Origin of the sequence: Petropleomorpha daqingensis (assembly GCF_013408985.1) — a bacterium.
Classification (GTDB): Bacteria; Actinomycetota; Actinomycetes; order Mycobacteriales; family Geodermatophilaceae; genus Petropleomorpha; species Petropleomorpha daqingensis.
This window is the reverse complement of the sequence record NZ_JACBZT010000001.1, coordinates 2,071,241-2,088,257: the sequence shown is the minus strand read 5'-3', so window position 1 is coordinate 2,088,257 and position 17,017 is coordinate 2,071,241. Positions and strand designations below refer to the sequence as shown.

At 74.9% G+C, this 17,017-nt stretch carries 15 protein-coding genes; 11 read left to right on the top strand and 4 right to left on the bottom strand.

All coding sequences use genetic code 11. The features are described from left to right. The first annotated feature begins 94 nt into the window (after positions 1-94). A complete protein-coding gene (locus GGQ55_RS10290) occupies positions 95-781 on the top strand; it encodes a trimeric intracellular cation channel family protein (protein WP_179716380.1) in 687 nt (228 codons plus the stop codon). A gap of 4 nt (positions 782-785) precedes the next feature. Here the strand turns inward: GGQ55_RS10290 and GGQ55_RS10285 are convergent, their stop codons facing one another. After that, positions 786-3,509 carry a SpoIIE family protein phosphatase gene (locus GGQ55_RS10285; RefSeq protein ID WP_179716378.1) on the bottom strand — a complete coding sequence of 908 codons (2,724 nt, stop codon included), beginning with the start codon at positions 3,507-3,509 and terminating at the stop codon, positions 786-788. A 194-nt stretch (positions 3,510-3,703) separates the two neighbouring features. On the opposite strand from GGQ55_RS10285, the gene GGQ55_RS10280 reads away from it, so the two are divergent. Together GGQ55_RS10280 and GGQ55_RS10275 are read left to right on the top strand one after the other, a co-directional pair. Further along, positions 3,704-4,798 (top strand): EAL domain-containing protein, encoded by a 1,095-nt coding sequence (locus GGQ55_RS10280; RefSeq protein ID WP_179716376.1) that lies wholly within the window; start codon positions 3,704-3,706, stop codon positions 4,796-4,798. Positions 4,799-4,858: 60 nt separating this feature from the next. Next, complete coding sequence (locus GGQ55_RS10275; RefSeq protein WP_179716374.1) at positions 4,859-5,032, top strand: DUF1059 domain-containing protein; 174 nt, start codon at positions 4,859-4,861, stop codon at positions 5,030-5,032. 43 nt (positions 5,033-5,075) lie between these two features. On the opposite strand, the gene GGQ55_RS10270 is transcribed toward GGQ55_RS10275, so the two are convergent. Then, entirely contained in the window at positions 5,076-5,999 is a 924-nt protein-coding gene (locus tag GGQ55_RS10270; protein WP_179716372.1) for an aldo/keto reductase, read from the bottom strand. Positions 6,000-6,271: 272 nt separating this feature from the next. Between GGQ55_RS10270 and GGQ55_RS10265 the strand changes: the two genes are divergently transcribed. The 7 genes from GGQ55_RS10265 (at position 6,272) to GGQ55_RS10235 (ending at position 12,231) form a co-directional block, all read left to right on the top strand. Further along, positions 6,272-6,556: an HU family DNA-binding protein gene (locus GGQ55_RS10265; protein WP_179716370.1), complete on the top strand. Its 285-nt coding sequence runs from the start codon at positions 6,272-6,274 to the stop codon at positions 6,554-6,556. Positions 6,557-6,674: 118 nt separating this feature from the next. Continuing rightward, a complete protein-coding gene (locus GGQ55_RS10260; RefSeq protein ID WP_179716368.1) occupies positions 6,675-7,931 on the top strand; it encodes a serine hydrolase domain-containing protein in 1,257 nt (418 codons plus the stop codon). 29 nt (positions 7,932-7,960) lie between these two features. Further along, on the top strand, positions 7,961-8,827 hold the full coding sequence (folP, locus tag GGQ55_RS10255; protein WP_179716366.1) for a dihydropteroate synthase: 867 nt from the start codon (positions 7,961-7,963) through the stop codon (positions 8,825-8,827). A gap of 2 nt (positions 8,828-8,829) precedes the next feature. Beyond that, the gene (locus tag GGQ55_RS10250) at positions 8,830-9,750 is read left to right on the top strand and encodes an acetamidase/formamidase family protein (RefSeq protein ID WP_179716363.1); all 921 of its coding nucleotides are present in this window, start codon (positions 8,830-8,832) and stop codon (positions 9,748-9,750) included. An 11-nt stretch (positions 9,751-9,761) separates the two neighbouring features. Continuing rightward, positions 9,762-10,082 carry a VOC family protein gene (locus GGQ55_RS10245; protein ID WP_179716361.1) on the top strand — a complete coding sequence of 107 codons (321 nt, stop codon included), beginning with the start codon at positions 9,762-9,764 and terminating at the stop codon, positions 10,080-10,082. A gap of 71 nt (positions 10,083-10,153) precedes the next feature. After that, positions 10,154-10,579 carry a PaaI family thioesterase gene (locus GGQ55_RS10240; protein ID WP_179716359.1) on the top strand — a complete coding sequence of 142 codons (426 nt, stop codon included), beginning with the start codon at positions 10,154-10,156 and terminating at the stop codon, positions 10,577-10,579. A 59-nt stretch (positions 10,580-10,638) separates the two neighbouring features. Then, positions 10,639-12,231 (top strand): 4-coumarate--CoA ligase family protein, encoded by a 1,593-nt coding sequence (locus tag GGQ55_RS10235; protein ID WP_179716357.1) that lies wholly within the window; start codon positions 10,639-10,641, stop codon positions 12,229-12,231. A gap of 45 nt (positions 12,232-12,276) precedes the next feature. Here GGQ55_RS10235 and GGQ55_RS10230 read toward each other — a convergent pair whose 3' ends face one another. Then, positions 12,277-12,960 carry a hemerythrin domain-containing protein gene (locus tag GGQ55_RS10230; protein ID WP_179716355.1) on the bottom strand — a complete coding sequence of 228 codons (684 nt, stop codon included), beginning with the start codon at positions 12,958-12,960 and terminating at the stop codon, positions 12,277-12,279. A gap of 45 nt (positions 12,961-13,005) precedes the next feature. Beyond that, a complete protein-coding gene (locus GGQ55_RS10225) occupies positions 13,006-13,530 on the bottom strand; it encodes a hypothetical protein (protein ID WP_179716353.1) in 525 nt (174 codons plus the stop codon). Between the two features lie 180 nt (positions 13,531-13,710). Here GGQ55_RS10225 and GGQ55_RS10220 point away from each other — a divergent pair, with 180 nt between their 5' ends. Continuing rightward, positions 13,711-17,016, top strand: coding sequence for an ATP-binding protein (locus tag GGQ55_RS10220; RefSeq protein ID WP_179716352.1), 3,306 nt, complete (start codon positions 13,711-13,713; stop codon positions 17,014-17,016). The last annotated feature ends 1 nt before the right edge of the window (position 17,017 follow it).

The window sequence follows — 17,017 nt, the reverse complement described above, 5'->3', positions numbered from 1 at the left end:
GCCGACGGGGCGACGAGGGGATGGCGCCACGCTAGGACCGCACGTTCCCCCCTGTCACCGGAGCCGGCACAGCCGCCGTCGACAATCTCCAGCCGTGTACATCGCCGCTGCCACCGAAGCGCTCAAGGTGCCGCACGTCGTCGATCTGGCCGCCGTCGTCATCGGCGCGCTGACCGGCGGGCTGCTCGCCGCGCGCGAGGGTTTCGCCGTCTCCGGGGTGCTGCTGCTGGCGGTCAGCGGGGGGCTCGGCGGCGGGCTGATCCGCGACATCCTGCTGGCCCACGCGACGCCGGTCGCGCTCACCAACAAGGCCTACCTGCCGACGGTCGCCATCACCGCGGCGGTGACCTTCTTCTTCTCCGGCTGGCTGTCCCGGCTGACCGTGCTGCTGGTGGTGCTCGACGCGGTCACCCTGGGCTTCTTCACGGTCATCGGCGCCCAGAAGGCGCAGCTCGCCGGGCTGCCGAGCGCGTCGGTGGTCTTCATCGGCGTGGTGACGGCGGTGGGTGGTGCCGTCATCCGGGACATGCTGCTGGCGCAGCAGGCCTACATCGTGCGGCCCGGCCCGTACTTCGCGGTGGCCGCGCTGATCGGCGCGGTCGCGCTGACCGTGCTGGCCGGGCCGCTCGACCTGCCGCCGCTGCCGGTCGCCGCGATCGTCATCGTGCTGGTGGCGGGCCTGAACGTGCTGTCGGTCTGGCGCGGCTGGGAGGCGCCGGTCGCGGTCGACCTGCCCACCCGCGCGCGCAGCCGCTTCGTCGCCCGCCGGAAGCAGCAGTGAGCGGTCAGCCCGCGAGCCGGACGGCCAGGACGGCGACGTCGTCCTCGGCGTCGGGCAGGAACAGCCGCTCGAGCACCCGGTCGCACAGCTCGGCCAGCGGCAGCCCGGCGCAGCGGCGCAGCACCTCGGCCAGCTCCGCCGCCCCGGCGTCGAGGTCGCGGTCGCGCCGCTCGACCAGCCCGTCGGTGTAGAGCAGCACGGTCGCACCGGGCGGCAGGACGGCGACGCGGTCGGTGCGCGGGGTGTCCGGGGCGACGCCGAGCAGCAGGTCCACCGGGCCGTCGTCGAGCAGCGTCACGGTGCCGTCGGGGGCGAGCACGGCCGGCGGCAGGTGACCGGCGTTGGACCACCGCAGCGTCGTCCCGGCGGCACCGTCGTCCGGCTCGAGGCGGGCGACCAGGCAGGTGGCCATCGTGTCCAGCGCGAGGCCGCGCACCGCGCGGTCGAGCTGGCGCAGCACGCCGGCCGGGGTGTCGCCGCTGGAGTAGCTGATGCCCCGCAGCAGGCCGCGGACCTGGCCCATCGCGGCCGCGGCCCGGCTGTCGTGGCCGACGACGTCGCCGATCGCGAGCACCGTGCAGCCGTCGGGCTGCAGGAACGCGTCGTACCAGTCGCCGCCGATCTCGGCGCCGGCGGCGGCCGGCACGTAGCGCACGACGATCTCGGTGCCGGAGGGCCGTGGCGGGGCGGTGAGCATGCTGCGCTGCAGCGTCTCGGCCAGCGCGCGCTGCTGGCCGAACAGCCGCGCGTGCTCCAGCGCCAGCCCGGCGCGGCGGCCGATCTCGACGAGGGTGTCGACCTCCGCGTCGGAGTGCGGCCCGCGCTCGGGGTCGTTGAGCAGCCCGAGCGCGCCGAGCGTCCGCCCGCGCCCGGTGAGGGGCACGACCGTGGCCGACGTCCCGCCGAGGCGGGCGAAGAGCTCACGCAGCGCCGGATCGGGCAGCACCGCATCCAGGTAGGCCTGGTCGATCGTCGTCCGGACCACCTGCCCGCTCCGGACGGCGACGTGCAGCGCCGCCTCCTCGCTGGCCCCCGCGACGAGGGCCTTGACGTACTCGGAGACCAGCGCCCGCCGCTCCGGATCGCGGTGAGCCGCCGCCAGCTGCTGCGGCCGGCCCTGCTCGTCGGTGACGACGAGGTAGCACCAGTCCGCGATGCCCGGCACGATGCGCGCGGTCAGCCGGTCGATCTGGTCCTCGATGTCGAGGCTGTCGGAGAGCACCTCGCCGACGTCGGCGAGCAGCTGCAGGTGCCGGTTGGCCTCGGTCATGGCGGCCACGGCGGCGTCGCGCTCCACGTCGGCCTGCAGCCGGGAGACCGACAGCGCGATCTGCGCGGTGAGCGCCTCGAGCACCTCGAGGTCGTCACCGGCGAACGGGTGCTCGGTGTCCCAGACGACGACGAAGCTGCCGAGCACCCGGCTCTCGACCCGCAGCGGCAGCGCGGCGAGGGCCTGCACACCGAGGACGGCGCTGATCTCGCCCATCCGCGGGAACCGGGCACGCGCCTCCTCCGGGGTGGCGAGGAACACCCGCCGGCCGTGCCGGGCGACCCACTGGGTGGGCAGCTCGTCGTCCAGCTCGATCGGGATGCCGTCGCGCGGCAGCTCGACGTCGGCCCCCGCGCGGGCCTGGTCGACCAGCCAGTGCGTCATGTGCAGCCGCAGCGGCGCGCCGCCGGGGTCGAACACGGCCAGCGCGCTGGAGCTCGCGCCGAGCACCTGGCCGCCGCGCTGGGCGATGTCGGCCAGCTCCTCGACGCGGGTGGCGTTGGCCAGCTCCGCGGCGACCTCGGCGATCGCCGCCGCCCGCTGCACCGCCGACAACCGGCGCGCCGACTGCTCGCGGGCGTCGGTGACGTCGACGACGGTGCCGAGGACCCGGATCGGCTCCCCGCTCGGGTCGGCGACGACGCGCGCGCGGGAGACGGTCCACCGCACCGCGCCGTCGGTGCGCAGCACCCGGCACTCGGCGAGGAAGGCACCGCGCTCCGCCAGCGCGGTCTGCATCGCCTGCTGGACGGTGGCGTGGTCCTCGGGGTGGATGTGGCTCATCAGCTGCTCGAGCGAGTCGAGCTGCACCGCGCCCTCGAAGCCCATGATCCCGGAGGCCCGCTCGTCCCAGAACACCGAGCCGGTGCGCAGGTCGCGCTCCCAGATGCCGACCGAGCCGGCCTCCAGGGCGACGTCCAGCCGGGCGGAGGAGGCGCCGACGGCGGACTGGGCGGCGGAGAGCTCCAGCTCGGCGACCACCGACGCCGACAGCTGCTCGAGCAGCTCGGTCGCGTCGCCGGTCCACGACCGCGGGGTCGGGTCGTAGACGGCGAGGACGCCGACGATGTGCCCCGACGCGGCGATGATCGGCGCCCCGAGGTACGCCTGCACCTGCCCGGAGGTGACCGCGGGCAGGTCCGCGACCCGCTCGTTCGCGCGGGCGTCGGGGATGTTCAGCGGGGTGCCCTCGCGGACGACGATCGCCGAGAGCGCACCGGTGAGCAGTGCGGGACCACCCACGACGCCGGCCGGCAGCCCGTAGCCGCCGACGACGATGTCCTGGTCGGTGAACAGCGTGACCTTGGCGTGGCCGGCGCCGACCAGCCGCGCCGCCAGCGCCGAGAGCCGGTCGAACGCGGCCGGACCGGGGACCTCCACCAGCAGCCGTCGGGCGCTGGCGATGCGGTGGGGATCCCGCAGGACGTCGGGCGTCGAGGGGGTGGGCAGCGCCGCCACGCGAGATCTCCCCTCGGACTCGTCGGCGGGCAGCGGGCTCCTGGTTGGGCCCACGGCGTTCGGGACATGCTGTCACGCCCGCTGGTACGAAACGGGATCGTCCCGAGGAGGGACGGCGCGCCGCGCTCCCCCGGACGGGTGAGAGGGAGGTCTCCGACCTCCACGTACGGCCGTGGGAGACCGATGCCCACCTCGTGCCCGCGTCGCGTCTGCTCGCCCTGCCGGACTGCCGTCCGCTGCTGGCGTCCCCCGACGACCTCACGCTGGCCTTCCAGCCGATCGTCGACCTCGCGGGCGCGACGATCGCCGGCTACGAGGCGCTCTCCCGCTTCCCCGGCACCGCCGGCCCGGACGTGTGGTTCGCCGCCGCGGCGGACGCGGGACTGGACGCCGAGCTCGAGGCCCTGGCGATCCACAAGGCGCTGGCCGCCGTCCCGGGCCTGCCGGACAACACCTTCCTGACCGTCAACGTCAGCCCCCACCTGCTGGGCACCGACCCGATCCAGGACGCGCTGGCCATCCGCCGCGACCTGCGCCGCGTCGTCGTCGAGCTGACCGAGCACACCCCCGTCGACGACCTGTCCGCGCTCAAGAGCCAGATCGCCGAGCTGCGCGAGCGCGGCGCGCTCATCGCCCTGGACGACGCCGGCTCCGGCTACTCGGGGCTGCAGCAGATGGCCGAGCTGCGCCCGCAGGTGGTCAAGCTCGACCGCGCGCTGGTCAGCGACGCCGACACCGACCCCGTGCGCGTGGCGCTGGCCGAGATGATGGGCGAGTTCGCCGGCCGGATCGACGCGTGGCTGCTCGCCGAGGGCCTCGAGACCGTCGCCGAGCTGGCCGCGTTCATGCGCCTGGGCGTGCCGCTGGGCCAGGGCTGGGTCCTCGGCCGCCCGGGCCCGGGCTTCGCGCCGCTGGCGCCCGAGGTGATCCGGCTGGTCAAGGGCCAGGTCGCCCGGGTGCAGCTCACCGAGAGCGTCGCCAGCCTGATGCGTCCCGTGCGGCAGATCGAGGCCGGGGCGGACGTCGCCGAGCCGCCGCCCGCCGTCCTGGTCGGCCCGCTCGGCGAGCCCACCGGCCTGGTGCTGCGCGACCCGCGGACGGCGGAGGTCTACCTGGCGCCCGTGTCGCTGCGGGTGCACCCCTCGGCCGACATCGCCGAGACCCTGCAGCGCGCGCTCACCCGGCCCCCGGCCCAGCGCTTCGACCCCGTGCTGGTCACCGATCCGACCGGCACCGTGCTCGGCCTGCTGCGCCTCGAGGACCTCGCCTCCGCCCGCCACGCGAGGTGACCCAGACCCCGGGCCGCTGAGGCCCGGTCCGCCCGTCCCCCAACGACCAAGGAGTCCCCCATGAAGACCTTCGCCTGCGGCGACGTCGTCCCCGGTTGCAGCGCCCGGTTCTCGGCCGCCGACGAGGACGGCATCCTGGCCCAGGTCGCCGGCCACGCCGCGCACGACCACGGCATCCACGACGTCACCCCGGAGCTGGTGCAGGCCGTCCGCGACCGCATCGTCAGCGCCTGAACGGAGGCTGGGAGCGCAGAAAACCTGCGCTCCCAGCCTCCGACTACGCCGAGGCGTCGGTCAGCAGCCGGAGCTCGTCGTCGGCGAGCCGGAGGTCCTGCATCGGCAGCAGGTCGGCCAGCTGGTCGACGTCGCGGCCGCTGGCGATCGGCGCGGTCACCGTCGGCTGGTCGGCCAGCCACCGCAGCGCCACCGCCGAACCGGTGACCCCGTGCGCCCGGGCCACCTCCTCGAGCGCCGCGAGCACGCGGTCGCCCTTCTCCCCCACGTACTTCGCCGCCCCCTGCGCGCGCGGCGAGTCGATCTGCTCGCCCGGCCGGTACTTGCCGGTCAGGAACCCGCGCGCCAGACCGAAGTACGGGAAGCAGCCCAGGTCGTGGCGGGCGACGACGTCGCGCAGCTCGTCCTCGTAGGCCGGGCGCTCCATCAGGTTGTAGTGCGGCTGCAGCGCGACGTAGCGCGTGATGCCGAGCCGCTCGGAGGTCGCCAGCGCCTCGCTCAGCCGCGCCGCCGAGTAGTTCGACGCCGCCGCGTAGCGGATCTTGCCGCTGGTCACGAGCTCGTCGAAGGCGGTCAGCGTCTCCTCGAGCGGCGTCGTCTCGTCGTCGTAGTGGGCGTAGTAGACGTCGATGACGTCGGTCCGGAGATTCCGCAGTGACCGTTCCACCGCCGTCCTGATCTCCCCCGCCGACAGCGGGTGCTCCTTCTGCATCCGCGAGGCCTTCGTGGCCACCACGAACCGGTCGCGCATCCCGCGCTCGGCCATCCACGCGCCGAGCAGCCGCTCGGACGTGCCGTCGCCGTAGGACTCGGCGGTGTCGACGAACGGGCGCAGCACCGACGGCACCGCGTCGTTGAAGCGGTCGAGCAGCGCGAACGTCGTCGGCTCGTCGGCCGTCCAGCCGAAGACGTTGCCGCCGAGGCAGAGATCGCTGACGTCCAGATCGGTCCCGGGGATGCGTGGCACGTCCCCCACGCTAAGCGGGGGGCGTACGGGCCGCTGTCCTGGGTATCCGTGACGGACCGGTACGCCTGTGACTGCAGGGATTCCGCAGGACCCGCACTGGCGGGATCCCGGCCCTGTCTGGCAGCGTGCACGTCCGGTCCGGCCTCAACACCCGAGGTCCGGGCCGAAATACGGGGGGTTCGTGCCTGCGCGGGTCCCCGAGAAGGAGACGGCCGGGTGCCGAGTCCGTTTTTCCGGGACAGAGCACCGGCCACCACACCGAGAGGAACCCTGTGAACAAGAGCGAACTGGTCTCCGCCATCGCCAAGCGCGCCGACGTCCCGGCCTCGACCGTGAACTCGGTCGTGGACGCCCTCCAGGAGGAGCTCGTCGACGCGATCACGCGCGGCGAGAAGGTCGCGGTCTCCGGCCTGCTCACCGTGGAGCGCACCCAGCGTTCCGCGCGCACCGGGCGCAACCCGCAGACCGGCGAGTCCATCGACATCCCGGCCGCCAACACGGTCAAGGTGACCGCGGGCTCGAACCTGAAGAAGGCCGCCGGCAACGTCCCGGTCTGATCGATCCTGATCGACCGGTCCGGCGCCTGCCCTCCTCGCGCCCGCGCTCAGGTGCGTGGGTGAGGATGCGAGGGCAGGCGCCGTCCGACGGCGGACGGCCTTCTCGAGGGAGTGGCCCGTGGCTCAGGAGCTGACCGTCGACGTCGATCCCGCGGAGGTCGGCTTCGACCCCGCCCGGCTGGACCGGCTCGACCGGAGGCTGCAGCGCTACGTCGACGACGGGCTGCTGCCGGGCTACCTCGTCACCGTCGCCCGCCACGGCCGGCTGGCCCACGTGGGGCTGGGCGGGCTGCGGCACGTCGAGGACGCCCTGCCGGTGGAGACGACGACCCGCTGGCGCATCTACTCGATGACCAAGGCGGTCACCTCGGTCGCGGCGATGATGCTGCACGAGGAGGGCGCCTTCCAGCTCAACGACCCGATCGCCGAGTGGCTGCCGGAGTTCGCGCACACGCCGGTCTACGTCGCCGGCTCCGCCCAGCGGCCGGTCACCGAGCCGCAGACCGAGCCGATCCGCGTCTGGCACCTGCTCTCGCACACCTCGGGGCTGACCTACGGCTTCCACCACGCGCACCCGGTCGACGAGATGTACCGGGCCGCCGGCCACGAGTGGGGCGCCCCGCCCGGCGCCGACCTCGCCGAGTGCACCGCGCAGTGGGCCGCGCTGCCGCTGGTCTTCCAGCCCGGCAGCGAGTGGAACTACGGCGTCTCCACCGACGTCCTCGGCCGGCTGGTCGAGGTGCTCTCCGGTCAGCCGCTCGACGAGTTCTTCGAGCAGCGGGTCTTCGCCCCGCTCGGCATGACCGACACGTCCTTCGGGCTCCGCGAGGACGACGACCCCTCGACGCTGGCCCGGCTCTACGCGCCGGTCCGCCGCGACCCGCTCGGGCCGCCGGTCGGCATCCAGCCGCTCGACGTGCTCGGCGACGGCTTCCTGTCCAAGCCGAAGTACCTCTCCGGCGGCGGCGGGCTGGTCTCCACCGCGCCGGACTACCTGCGCTTCGTCGAGATGCTGCGCCGCCGCGGTGAGCACGACGGCGGTCGGCTGCTGGGACCCCGCACGGTCGACCACATGACCCGCAACCACCTGCCGGGCAACGCCGACCTCGCGACGTTCGGCCGCCCGCTGTTCGCCGAGACGCCGCTGCGCGGGGTGGGCTTCGGGCTGGGCTTCGCGACCGTGGTCGACCAGGCCCGCTACGGCGTCGTCTCCAGCCTCGGTGAGTACAACTGGGGCGGCGCGGCCTCGACGGCGTTCTTCGTCGACCCGGTCGAGGACCTGACCGTGTGCTTCTACACGCAGCTCATGCCGTCGTCCACGCTGCCCGTGCGCACCTACCTGCGCTCCCTCGTCTACCAGGCCCTGGTGGACTGAACGTGGCGCTTCATCCCGATCAAGCGCACGTGGGAGTGCGGGAGTTCGGCGGGCGCCGGTTCGACCTCTCCCGCCGCGTGCTCGTCGGCGCCGTCGTCGACGTCACCCCCGACTCCTTCCACGCGCCCGGGACGACGTTCCGCTTCGAGGACGCCCTCGCCGCCTGCCGCCAGGCCGAGGAGGAGGGCGCCGACTGGCTCGACCTCGGCGGCGTGGCCTACGCGCCAGGTGCCTGGGTGCCGGCCGCCGAGGAGCTGGACCGGCTGCTGCCCGTGGTGACCGCGGCGGCCGAGCAGACCGGGCTGGTCGTCTCGGTCGACACCATGCGCGCCGACGTGGCGCGGGAGGTCATCGCCGCCGGCGCCACGATCATCAACGACGCGAGCGGCCTCAAGGAGCCCGCGATCGTGGACGTCGCCGCGGAGACCGGGGCCGGGCTGATCATCACCCACGCCGCCGACGGCCCGGGGACGGCGTCCTTCCGGCCGACCTACGACGACGTGAGCGCCGAGGTCGTGGAGTTCCTGCGCCGCCAGGTCGCGTTCTGCCTGGACCGCGGCGTGCGACCCGAGCAGCTCGTCATCGACCCCGGCATCGACCTGCACAAGAACACTTACCACTCGCTGGAGCTGGTCCGGCGCATGGACGAGCTGGCCGAGCTCGGGTACCCGATCCTGGCGGCGGTCTCGCGCAAGGACTTCATCGGCGAGGCGATCGGCGAGACGCGCACCGAGGACCGGCTCGAGGGCAGCCTGGCCACCACCGTGGCGTGCATCCTGCAGGGCGCCCGGCTGGTCCGCGCGCACGACGTCCGCCCGACGGTCCGGGCCGTGCGGATGACCGAGGTGCTGCTCGGCATGACGCCGCCCGTCTACGCCCTGCACAACCTGGTGTGACCGTGCCGCCGACCCTGCTCCCGGACGAGCGCACCCTGCACGGCTGGTTCGACCGCGATCTGCCGCCGGTGCTCACCGTCGATCCGGGGACGACGGTGCGGTTCGCCGCCCTCGACTCCGGCTGGTGGGCCGGCCCGCACGGGCCCGGGCGCGAGCGGAGCCCCCAGCACACGGAGGGCTCCGGGCACGCGCTGACCGGTCCGGTGGAGGTCCGCGGGGCGCGACCGGGCGACGTCCTCGCCGTCCGGATCGAGGCCGTCGTGCCGGGCGCGTGGGGCACGACGTACGCCGGGGTGCGGTCCACCGCCTGGAACGTGCGGCTGGGCGTCGAGCAGCCGGCCGTCGTCCCGTGGGACATCGACGTGGCCGCCGGAACGGCGACCTCCACCCTCGGCACCGTCGCGCTGCGGCCGTTCCTCGGCGTGATGGGCATGCCGCCAGCCGAGCCGGGGCGGCACTCGACGATCCCGCCGTACTGGCACGGCGGGAACCTCGACTGCCGCGAGCTGGTCGCCGGCTCCACGCTCTACCTGCCGATCCCGGTCGAGGGAGCGCTGTTCAGCGTCGGCGACGGGCACGCCGCCCAGGGGGACGGCGAGGTCAGCGGGACGGCGATCGAGTGCCCGGTGGAGCGCGCCGACCTGACGCTGGACGTGCAGGGCGACCTGCTCGGCCGGCCGCTGACCACGCCGGTCGCCGACACCCCGGCCGGCTGGGTGGCGATGGGGCTCGGGAACGACCTGGACGAGGCCGCGGCCGAGGCCCTGAGCGCCATGCTCGACCTGCTCGGGGCGCTGCACGGGCTGGGTCGGTCCGAGGCGATGGCGCTGGCCAGCGTGGTGGTCGACCTGCGCGTCACCCAGGTGGCCAACCAGGTCTTCGGCGTGCACGCGCTGCTCCCGCGGGACGCCGTCCGGGTCTAGCGTGCCGCGCCATGAGCGGGCGGGTCGTGCACTTCGAGATCCCCTACGAGGACGGGGATCGCGCGCAGCAGTTCTACGAGGGCGCCTTCGGCTGGCAGCTGCAGGGCGTGCCGGGCATGGGCTACGTCCTGGCGAGCACCGGGCCGACCGGCGACCGCGGGCCCACCGAGCCGGGTTTCGTCAACGGCGGGATGCTCCGCCGCTCCGACAGCCCGTCGCCCGGGCCGGTTGTCGTGGTCGACGTCGAGAGCATCGACGAGGCGCTGGAGCGGATCGGGGAGCTCGGGGGTTCGACCGTCGTGGGGAAGACGCCGGTCGGGCCGATGGTTTAAGGACCCTCCTGCCCCCCGCCACTCGCAGGCTCGCGGCGGGCCCCTGCAGGAGGGCCGTTAGGTTCGGCGTCATGGCCGCCACCGGGTTCCACACCGTCGACGAGCTCAACGACCTGCTGCCGGGCACGCTGCCCGGGCTGCTCGGCATCGTGTTCACCGCGCACGAGCCGGGGCGCATCGAGGGACACCTCGACGTCCGCCGCGACGTGCTCGCCCCCAACGGCTACCTGCACGCGGCGACCGTCGTCGGCCTGGCCGACACCGCCTGCGGGCTGGCCACCCGCGCGCTGCTGCCCGAGGGAGCGGCCGGGTTCACCACCATCGAGCTCAAGGCCAACTACCTCGGGACGGCGCGGGAGGGACGGATCGGCGTGGTCGCCACCAACGCGCACGCCGGGCGGACGACGCAGGTGTGGGACGCCACCGTCACCGCCGAGGGGAGCGGCAAGACGATCGCGCTGTTCCGCTGCACGCAGTCGGTGCTCTGGCCCAGGTAACCGCCGGGTAACCGCCATGTGAGACTGGCGCCACAGAGCATCCTGCGAGGAGGACCCCCGTGGCGCTGGCCAGCCCCTTTCCCGACGTCGAGATCCCCGACCTGTCGGTGCCCGCCTTCGTCCTGGCGGCGGGCCGCGACCGGCCGGACGCCCCGGCGCTGATCGACGGGCTCAAGGGCGACGTCATCACGCACGGCCAGCTCGCCGGCTACGTCGACCGGCTGGCCGCGTCGCTGCACGAGCGGGGGCTGCGCAAGGGCGACGTCGTCGCCGTCTTCTGCCCGAACACGATCTGGTACCCGGTCGTCTTCCACGGCATCGCCGCCGCCGGCTGCGTGATGAGCCCGATCAACTCGCTCTACACGCCCGAGGAGATCGCCTTCCAGCTGCGCGACTCCGGCGCGAAGGTCGTCATCACCATCTCGCTGTTCCTGGACCGGGTGCAGGCCGCGGTGGAGAAGAAGCCGGTCGACGAGATCATCGTGATGGACGGCGCCGAGGGGCACGCCTCGCTGATCGACCTGCTCAGCTCGCAGGCGCCGTCGGTGCAGGTGGACTTCGACCCGGCGGACGACCTGGTCACGCTGCCGTACTCCAGCGGGACGACGGGGCTGCCGAAGGGCGTCATGCTCACCCACCGCAACCTGGTGGCGAACGTGTCGCAGTGCCGGCCGCTGATCGCGCTCGGCGAGGAGGAACGGATCATCGCCGTCCTCCCGTTCTTCCACATCTACGGCCTGACCGTGCTGATGAACCAGGGCCTGGCGTGGGGCGGCGCGGTGGTGACGCTGCCGCGGTTCGACCTGGAGGACTTCCTCCGCACCATCCAGGACCACAAGATCACCCGCGCGTTCGTGGCCCCGCCGATCCTGCTGGCGCTGGCCAAGCACCCGCTGGTCGACCAGTACGACCTCTCGTCGCTGACCTCGATCCTCTCCGGTGCCGCGCCGCTGGACGCCGATCTGGCGATGGCCGCGCAGGACCGGCTGCGCAAGGGCGCCGCCGACGGCGTCACCGTGGCCCAGGGCTACGGCATGACCGAGCTGTCGCCGGTCTCGCACACGACCCCTGACCCGGAGAACCTCCCTTCCGGGCTGACCGACGTGCCGAAGGGCTCGGTCGGGTTCGCGATCCCGAACACCGAGTGCCGGCTGGTCTCGTCGGAGACCGGCACCGACGCCGCCCCGGGCGAGAGCGGCGAGCTCTGGGTCCGCGGCCCGCAGGTGATGAAGGGCTACCTGAACAACGCCGCCGCCACCGCGGACACCCTCGACGACGAGGGCTGGCTGCACACCGGCGACGTCGCGGTCGTCGACGAGCACGGCTGCTACACCGTGGTCGACCGGGTCAAGGAGCTGATCAAGTACAAGGGCTACCAGGTCGCCCCGGCCGAGCTCGAGGCCGTGCTGATCGGCAACCCGGACATCGCCGACGCCGCCGTCATCGGGGTCAAGGACGAGGCGACCGGCGAGGAGCTGCCGAAGGCGTTCATCGTGCGGGCGCCGGGCAGCTCGATCTCCGAGCAGGAGGTCATGGACTACGCCGCCTCCCGGCTCGCCCCGCACAAGAAGATCCGCGCGGTCGAGTTCATCGACGCCGTCCCGAAGTCCGCGGCCGGCAAGATCCTGCGCAAGGACCTCAAGAACCGCTGAGTTGCGGAGGCTGGGAGGCGAGGTTTCCTCGCTTCCCAGCCTCCATCAAGCCCCGAGGACGGCGTCGCGGCGGGCGGCGTAGCGCTTCTGGCCCAGCGAGAGCAGCAGCCGGCTGCGCGCGTCGGCCGCGGCGAGCACGTGCCGCAGCTCCGCGGGGTGGCACTGGTCGGCCAGCCACGGCGCCAGGAACAGCAGCCGCGACGTCGAGGTCCCCGCCCGCAGCCGCGTCCGGCAGCGCTCCAGCTCGGCGCCGGTGACGTGCGCGCGGATCCGCGCGAACACGATCGCCTCCTCCGCGGCGAGGTGCGCCTCCAGCCGTGCGGCCAGCTCGGTCAGGACCGGGGCCAGCAGCGGTGCGCCGGTGCTCGCGCAGCGGGCGAACACGGGCAGCGCCGCCCAGGCCAGCTGCAGCAGCCGCTCCAGCTCGACGTGGTCGGCCGACAGCGGTGCGAGGTCGGCCCACTCGTCGGCCGACACCACGACGAGCCGGTAGAGGGCGGCGTCCTCGCGCTCCAGGTGCGCCCGGACCTCGGTGAGCACGGCGCACGCGAACTCGACGATGCCGCGCTGCCGGGACCGGTCGCAGGCGTCGTCCCGGGCGATGCCGTCGACGGCCTCGGCGAGCATCCGGGTGCCCGAGCGCAGCGCGCGGTGCATCAGGGTGAACCCGGAGAGGTCGGGCTCGGTGGTCGCCGGGGCGTGGACGGGGCTCGGAACGGTCGTCGTCATGACGCAGACGGTGACCGGAACCGCTGGTGGCGCGCTTGCGAGCGGCTAGTGCTCGGCTTTCCGCCGGGCGGCCAGGACGATCAGCAGGACGCCGACGAGGCTCACCAGCCCGCCGACGACCAGCAGGCCCCAGCCCAGCCCGGCCAGCGACGGCGCGGTCGCGCCGGCCGTGCTGGTCACCCTGATGCCGGGGCTGCCACCGGCGTCCATGGCCCCGAGCGCCCAGTTCCCGCTCGCGGCCCGCCAGGTCAGCTGCTGGGTACCCCAGCCGCCGGCCCGCGGCGTCCAGAACGTCTGGTCGCCGGACCGCCCCCCACCGGCCGCCTCGGTCCCGGGCGACGCGCCGCTGCCCAGGTCGTCGACCACCGTGCACTGGACGCCGTCGAGGTACCCGGCGATGCCGGACGCGGCGGCGATGCCGGTGACGAGGTCGGTGCCGGGATCGGTGGCATCCGAGGTCAGGTGGGCGACCGAGGTCCGGTGGGTGCTGTCCGCCCAGAGCAGCGCACCCCCGCCGACCAGCAGCGCGAGACCGGGGACCAGCAGGAGCACCCCGAGGACGAGCGCCACGACGCGTCCCGCTCCCCAACGGCCAGGAGTCATGATCACCTCCAGAGGCCGTTCGAGGGTGGCACCGCCGGAACCGGGAAGGGGCGGGACGGCGAGCGGGTGCCGACGGGCCGCTGCGTGCCGTGCCGAGGTGGTCATCGGCTTTCACAGAGGGTCGCGACCGCTAGGCTGCCGCCCGCTATGACGGTCGAGTTCGGGGTGCTGGGCGGCGTGTGGGCCGCCCGCGACGGGGCACCGGTCGAGCTCGGCGGGCACCGGCAGCGATCGGTGATCGCCCGGCTGCTCACCTCCCGCGGCGCCGTCGTCCCGGCCGACCTGCTGGTCGCCGACCTCTGGCACGCCGAGACCCCGCCGCGCGCCCAGGCCGCGCTACAGGCGCACATCAGCCACCTGCGGCGCGCGCTGGAGCCCGACCGCCCGCCGCGCACGCCGGCCCGGCTGCTGCTCACCGTGCCACCGGGCTACGCCCTCCGCCCGGACGACGACGCGGTCGACGCCGCCCGCGCCGCCCGGCTGCTGGCCGAGGGCGACCGGCTCTTCGACGACGACCCGGCCGCGGCGCGGGACCGCTTCGCCGCGGCGCTCGAGCTCTGGCGCGGGCCGGCCTACGCCGAGTACGCCGACGAGCCCTGGGCCGCCCCCGAGGCCGCCCGGCTCGACGAGCTGCGGCTGACCGCGGTCGAGCGCTGGGCCGCCGCCGCGCTCGCGGTGCCCGGCGGCCCGGACCCGCTGGCCCGGCTGCGCGCGCACGTCGCCGAGCACCCGCTGCGGGAGGAGGGCTGGCGGCTGCTCGCGCTCGGCCTGTACCGGGCCGGCCGGCAGGCCGACGCGCTCGCCGCGCTGCGGGAGGTCCGCGGCCGGCTGGCCGACGAGCTCGGTGTCGACCCCGGCCCGGCGCTGCGGCAGCTGGAGGACGACGTCCTGGCCCAGGCACCGCACCTGCTGCACCCGGCACGGGCTCCCGAGCGTGCTCGTGCTCTGCCCACTCCGACGGGGCAGAGCACGAGCGTCGTCGACGAACCTCCCCCGCCCCCTCTCTTCGGGCGGGACGCCGAGCTGGCCGCCCTGCGCGGCGCGGCCGCCGACGCCGCGGGCGGGAGGCTGGCGGTCGCCGTCGTCACCGGCGAGGCGGGCAGCGGCAAGTCGGCGCTGGTCGAGCAGCTGACCGCCGAGCTGGCCGCGACCGGCTGGACGACGTGCGTGGCCCGCTGCCCCGAGACCGAGGGCGCGCCCAGCGGCTGGCCGTGGACGGAGGCCCTCGGCCGGCTGGCGCGCGTGCACCCGCCGGCGGACCCGGCCCGGCTGGCGCCGCTGCTCGAGGACGCGCCCGAGGAGGAGGCCGGCGACGCGGTCGCCTCCCGGTTCCGGCTGCACCGCGCCGTCGCGGCGTGGCTGGCGAGCGTGCCCGGCCCGCTGCTGCTCGTCCTGGACGACCTGCACCGCGCCGACCAGGAGACCGCCTCGCTGCTGCTCGACGTCGTCGAGGCGCTGCAGGCCACGCCCGTGCTGGTCGTGGCCGCGGCGCGCCCCGATCCGGTGCCCGAGCTCGACGCGGTGCGCGCCGCGCTCGCCCGCCGCTCGCCGGTGCGGCTGGCGCTGGCCGGGCTGGACGACGACGCGGTCCGCCGGCTGGTCGACGACGTGTCGGCCACCCCGGTCGACGACGCCGTCCGGACCGCGATCGCCGAGCGCACGGCCGGCAACCCGTTCCTGGTCCGCGAGCTGGCCCGGCTGGTCTCCACGGGCGCCGACGTCGGGGCGGTGCCCGGCGGGGTGCGCGACGTCGTCCACTCCCGGCTGGCCGCGCTGCCCGCGCAGACCGGCAGCCTGCTGCGGCTGGCCGCCGTCGTGGGCCGGGACGTCGACGTCGACGTCCTGCTGGACGCGGCCCAGGGCGACGACGACGAGGAGCTGGTCGACGCCCTGGAGTCGGCGCTGGTCAGCGGCCTGCTGGTCGAGCCGGGCCCCGGGCGGCTGCGGTTCGTGCACTCCTTGGTGCGCGACACCCTCTACGAGGACCTCTCCCGGCTGCGCGCGGGGCGGCTGCACGGCCGGGTCACCGCGGCGCTGCAGCGGCTGCGCCCGCACGACGTGACGGCGCTGGCGCACCACTCGGAGGCGGCCGGCCGGTCGCACGCCGCCGACACCGCCCGCTGGGCGGCCGCCGCCGCGGAGCTGGCCGAGCGGCGGTTCTCCTACCGCGACGCGCTGCACTGGTGGCGGCGGGCGGAGGCGGCGTCCGCGCTGGCGGCCCCGGCCGACGAGGCGGGCCGGCTTCGGCTGGTCGCCCGGGCCGCGCGCGCGGCGACGCTCGCCGGGGACATGCCCGCGGGCCGCGAGCTGCGCGACGGCGCGTTGCCGGCGGCGACGGCGCTGGGCGATCCACTGGTCACCGCCGAGGTGCTGCTCTCCTGCGACGTCCCGACGCTGTGGGCGCCGCGGCAGACACCGGCCGAGGCCGCTCTCGTGACGGCGCTGGAGCGCACCGTGGCGGCCCTGCCCGACCGCCCGGACCTGCGCTCGCGGCTGCTCGGCGTGCTCGCGGTGGAGCTGGCCGGCGCGCCCGACCCGCGCGGCTACGAGGCCAGCCTCGAAGCGGTGGCGCTGGCGCGCAGCACCGGCGACCCGCTCGTGCTGGCCTCGGCCCTCAACGCCCGCTACATCAACACCTACCGGCACGGCGGGCTGGCCGAGCGCGGCGAGCTGGGCCGGGAGCTGCTGGCGCTGGCGCAGCGCGAGCAGCTGGGCCTGTTCGAGGCCACCGCGCGGCTGGTGCTCGTGCAGCACAGCTGCGGCGTCCTCGACCTGGCAGCGGCCGACGAGCACGCCACCGAGGCCGAGCGGCTGGCCCTGGTCTACGGGCTGCCGCTGCTGCACGCGATCGCCACCTGGTACCGCGGCCTGCGCGCCACCATCGGCGGCGACTACGCCACCGCGGAGGCGGCGTACGGCGCGGCCGTGGCCGGCGTGGGCTCCACCGGGTTCTGGGCGCGGCAGGCGCAGGCGCTGTGGTGGGTGTCGGTGTTCTGCCTGCGGCTGACCGCCGGCCGCTACGACGACCTCATCGCGCAGTCGGAGGACCTGCTCGACGTCGCCCCCGTCGAGCTCGCCGAGCTGCTCGCGGTGGCGCTGATGGTCAACGGCCGCACCGAGGAGGCCCGCCGGTTCGCCGAGATCCGGCCGTCGGTCGGACGGGACTACTTCACGCCGATCCTGCTCGGCCTCCGGGCGGTGCTCGGCCTGGGCCTGGAGGACGACGACCGGGTCGACGAGGCCTACGCCGGGCTGCTGGCGCACGAGGACGCCGTCTGCGGGGCGTGGACGGCGACCATCGCCCTCGGCCCGACCGCGACCCTGCTCGCCCGGCTGGCCGCCTACCGCGGCGACGTCGCAGCCGCGGAGGCGCACCGGAAGAAGGCGGTCGAGGTCGCCGAGCGGACCGGCAACCCCGACTGGATCGCCGCCGCCCGCGCTTTGTCGCGATAAA

Coding starts and splice junctions, on each gene's coding strand:
- GGQ55_RS10275 (WP_179716374.1), top strand. CDS start 4,859: ATGAAGACCTTCGCCTGCGGCGACGTCGTCCCCGGTTGCAGCGCCCGG.
- GGQ55_RS10230 (WP_179716355.1), bottom strand. CDS start 12,960: ATGACGACGACCGTTCCGAGCCCCGTCCACGCCCCGGCGACCACCGAG.
- GGQ55_RS10240 (WP_179716359.1), top strand. CDS start 10,154: ATGGCCGCCACCGGGTTCCACACCGTCGACGAGCTCAACGACCTGCTG.
- GGQ55_RS10220 (WP_179716352.1), top strand. CDS start 13,711: ATGACGGTCGAGTTCGGGGTGCTGGGCGGCGTGTGGGCCGCCCGCGAC.
- GGQ55_RS10245 (WP_179716361.1), top strand. CDS start 9,762: ATGAGCGGGCGGGTCGTGCACTTCGAGATCCCCTACGAGGACGGGGAT.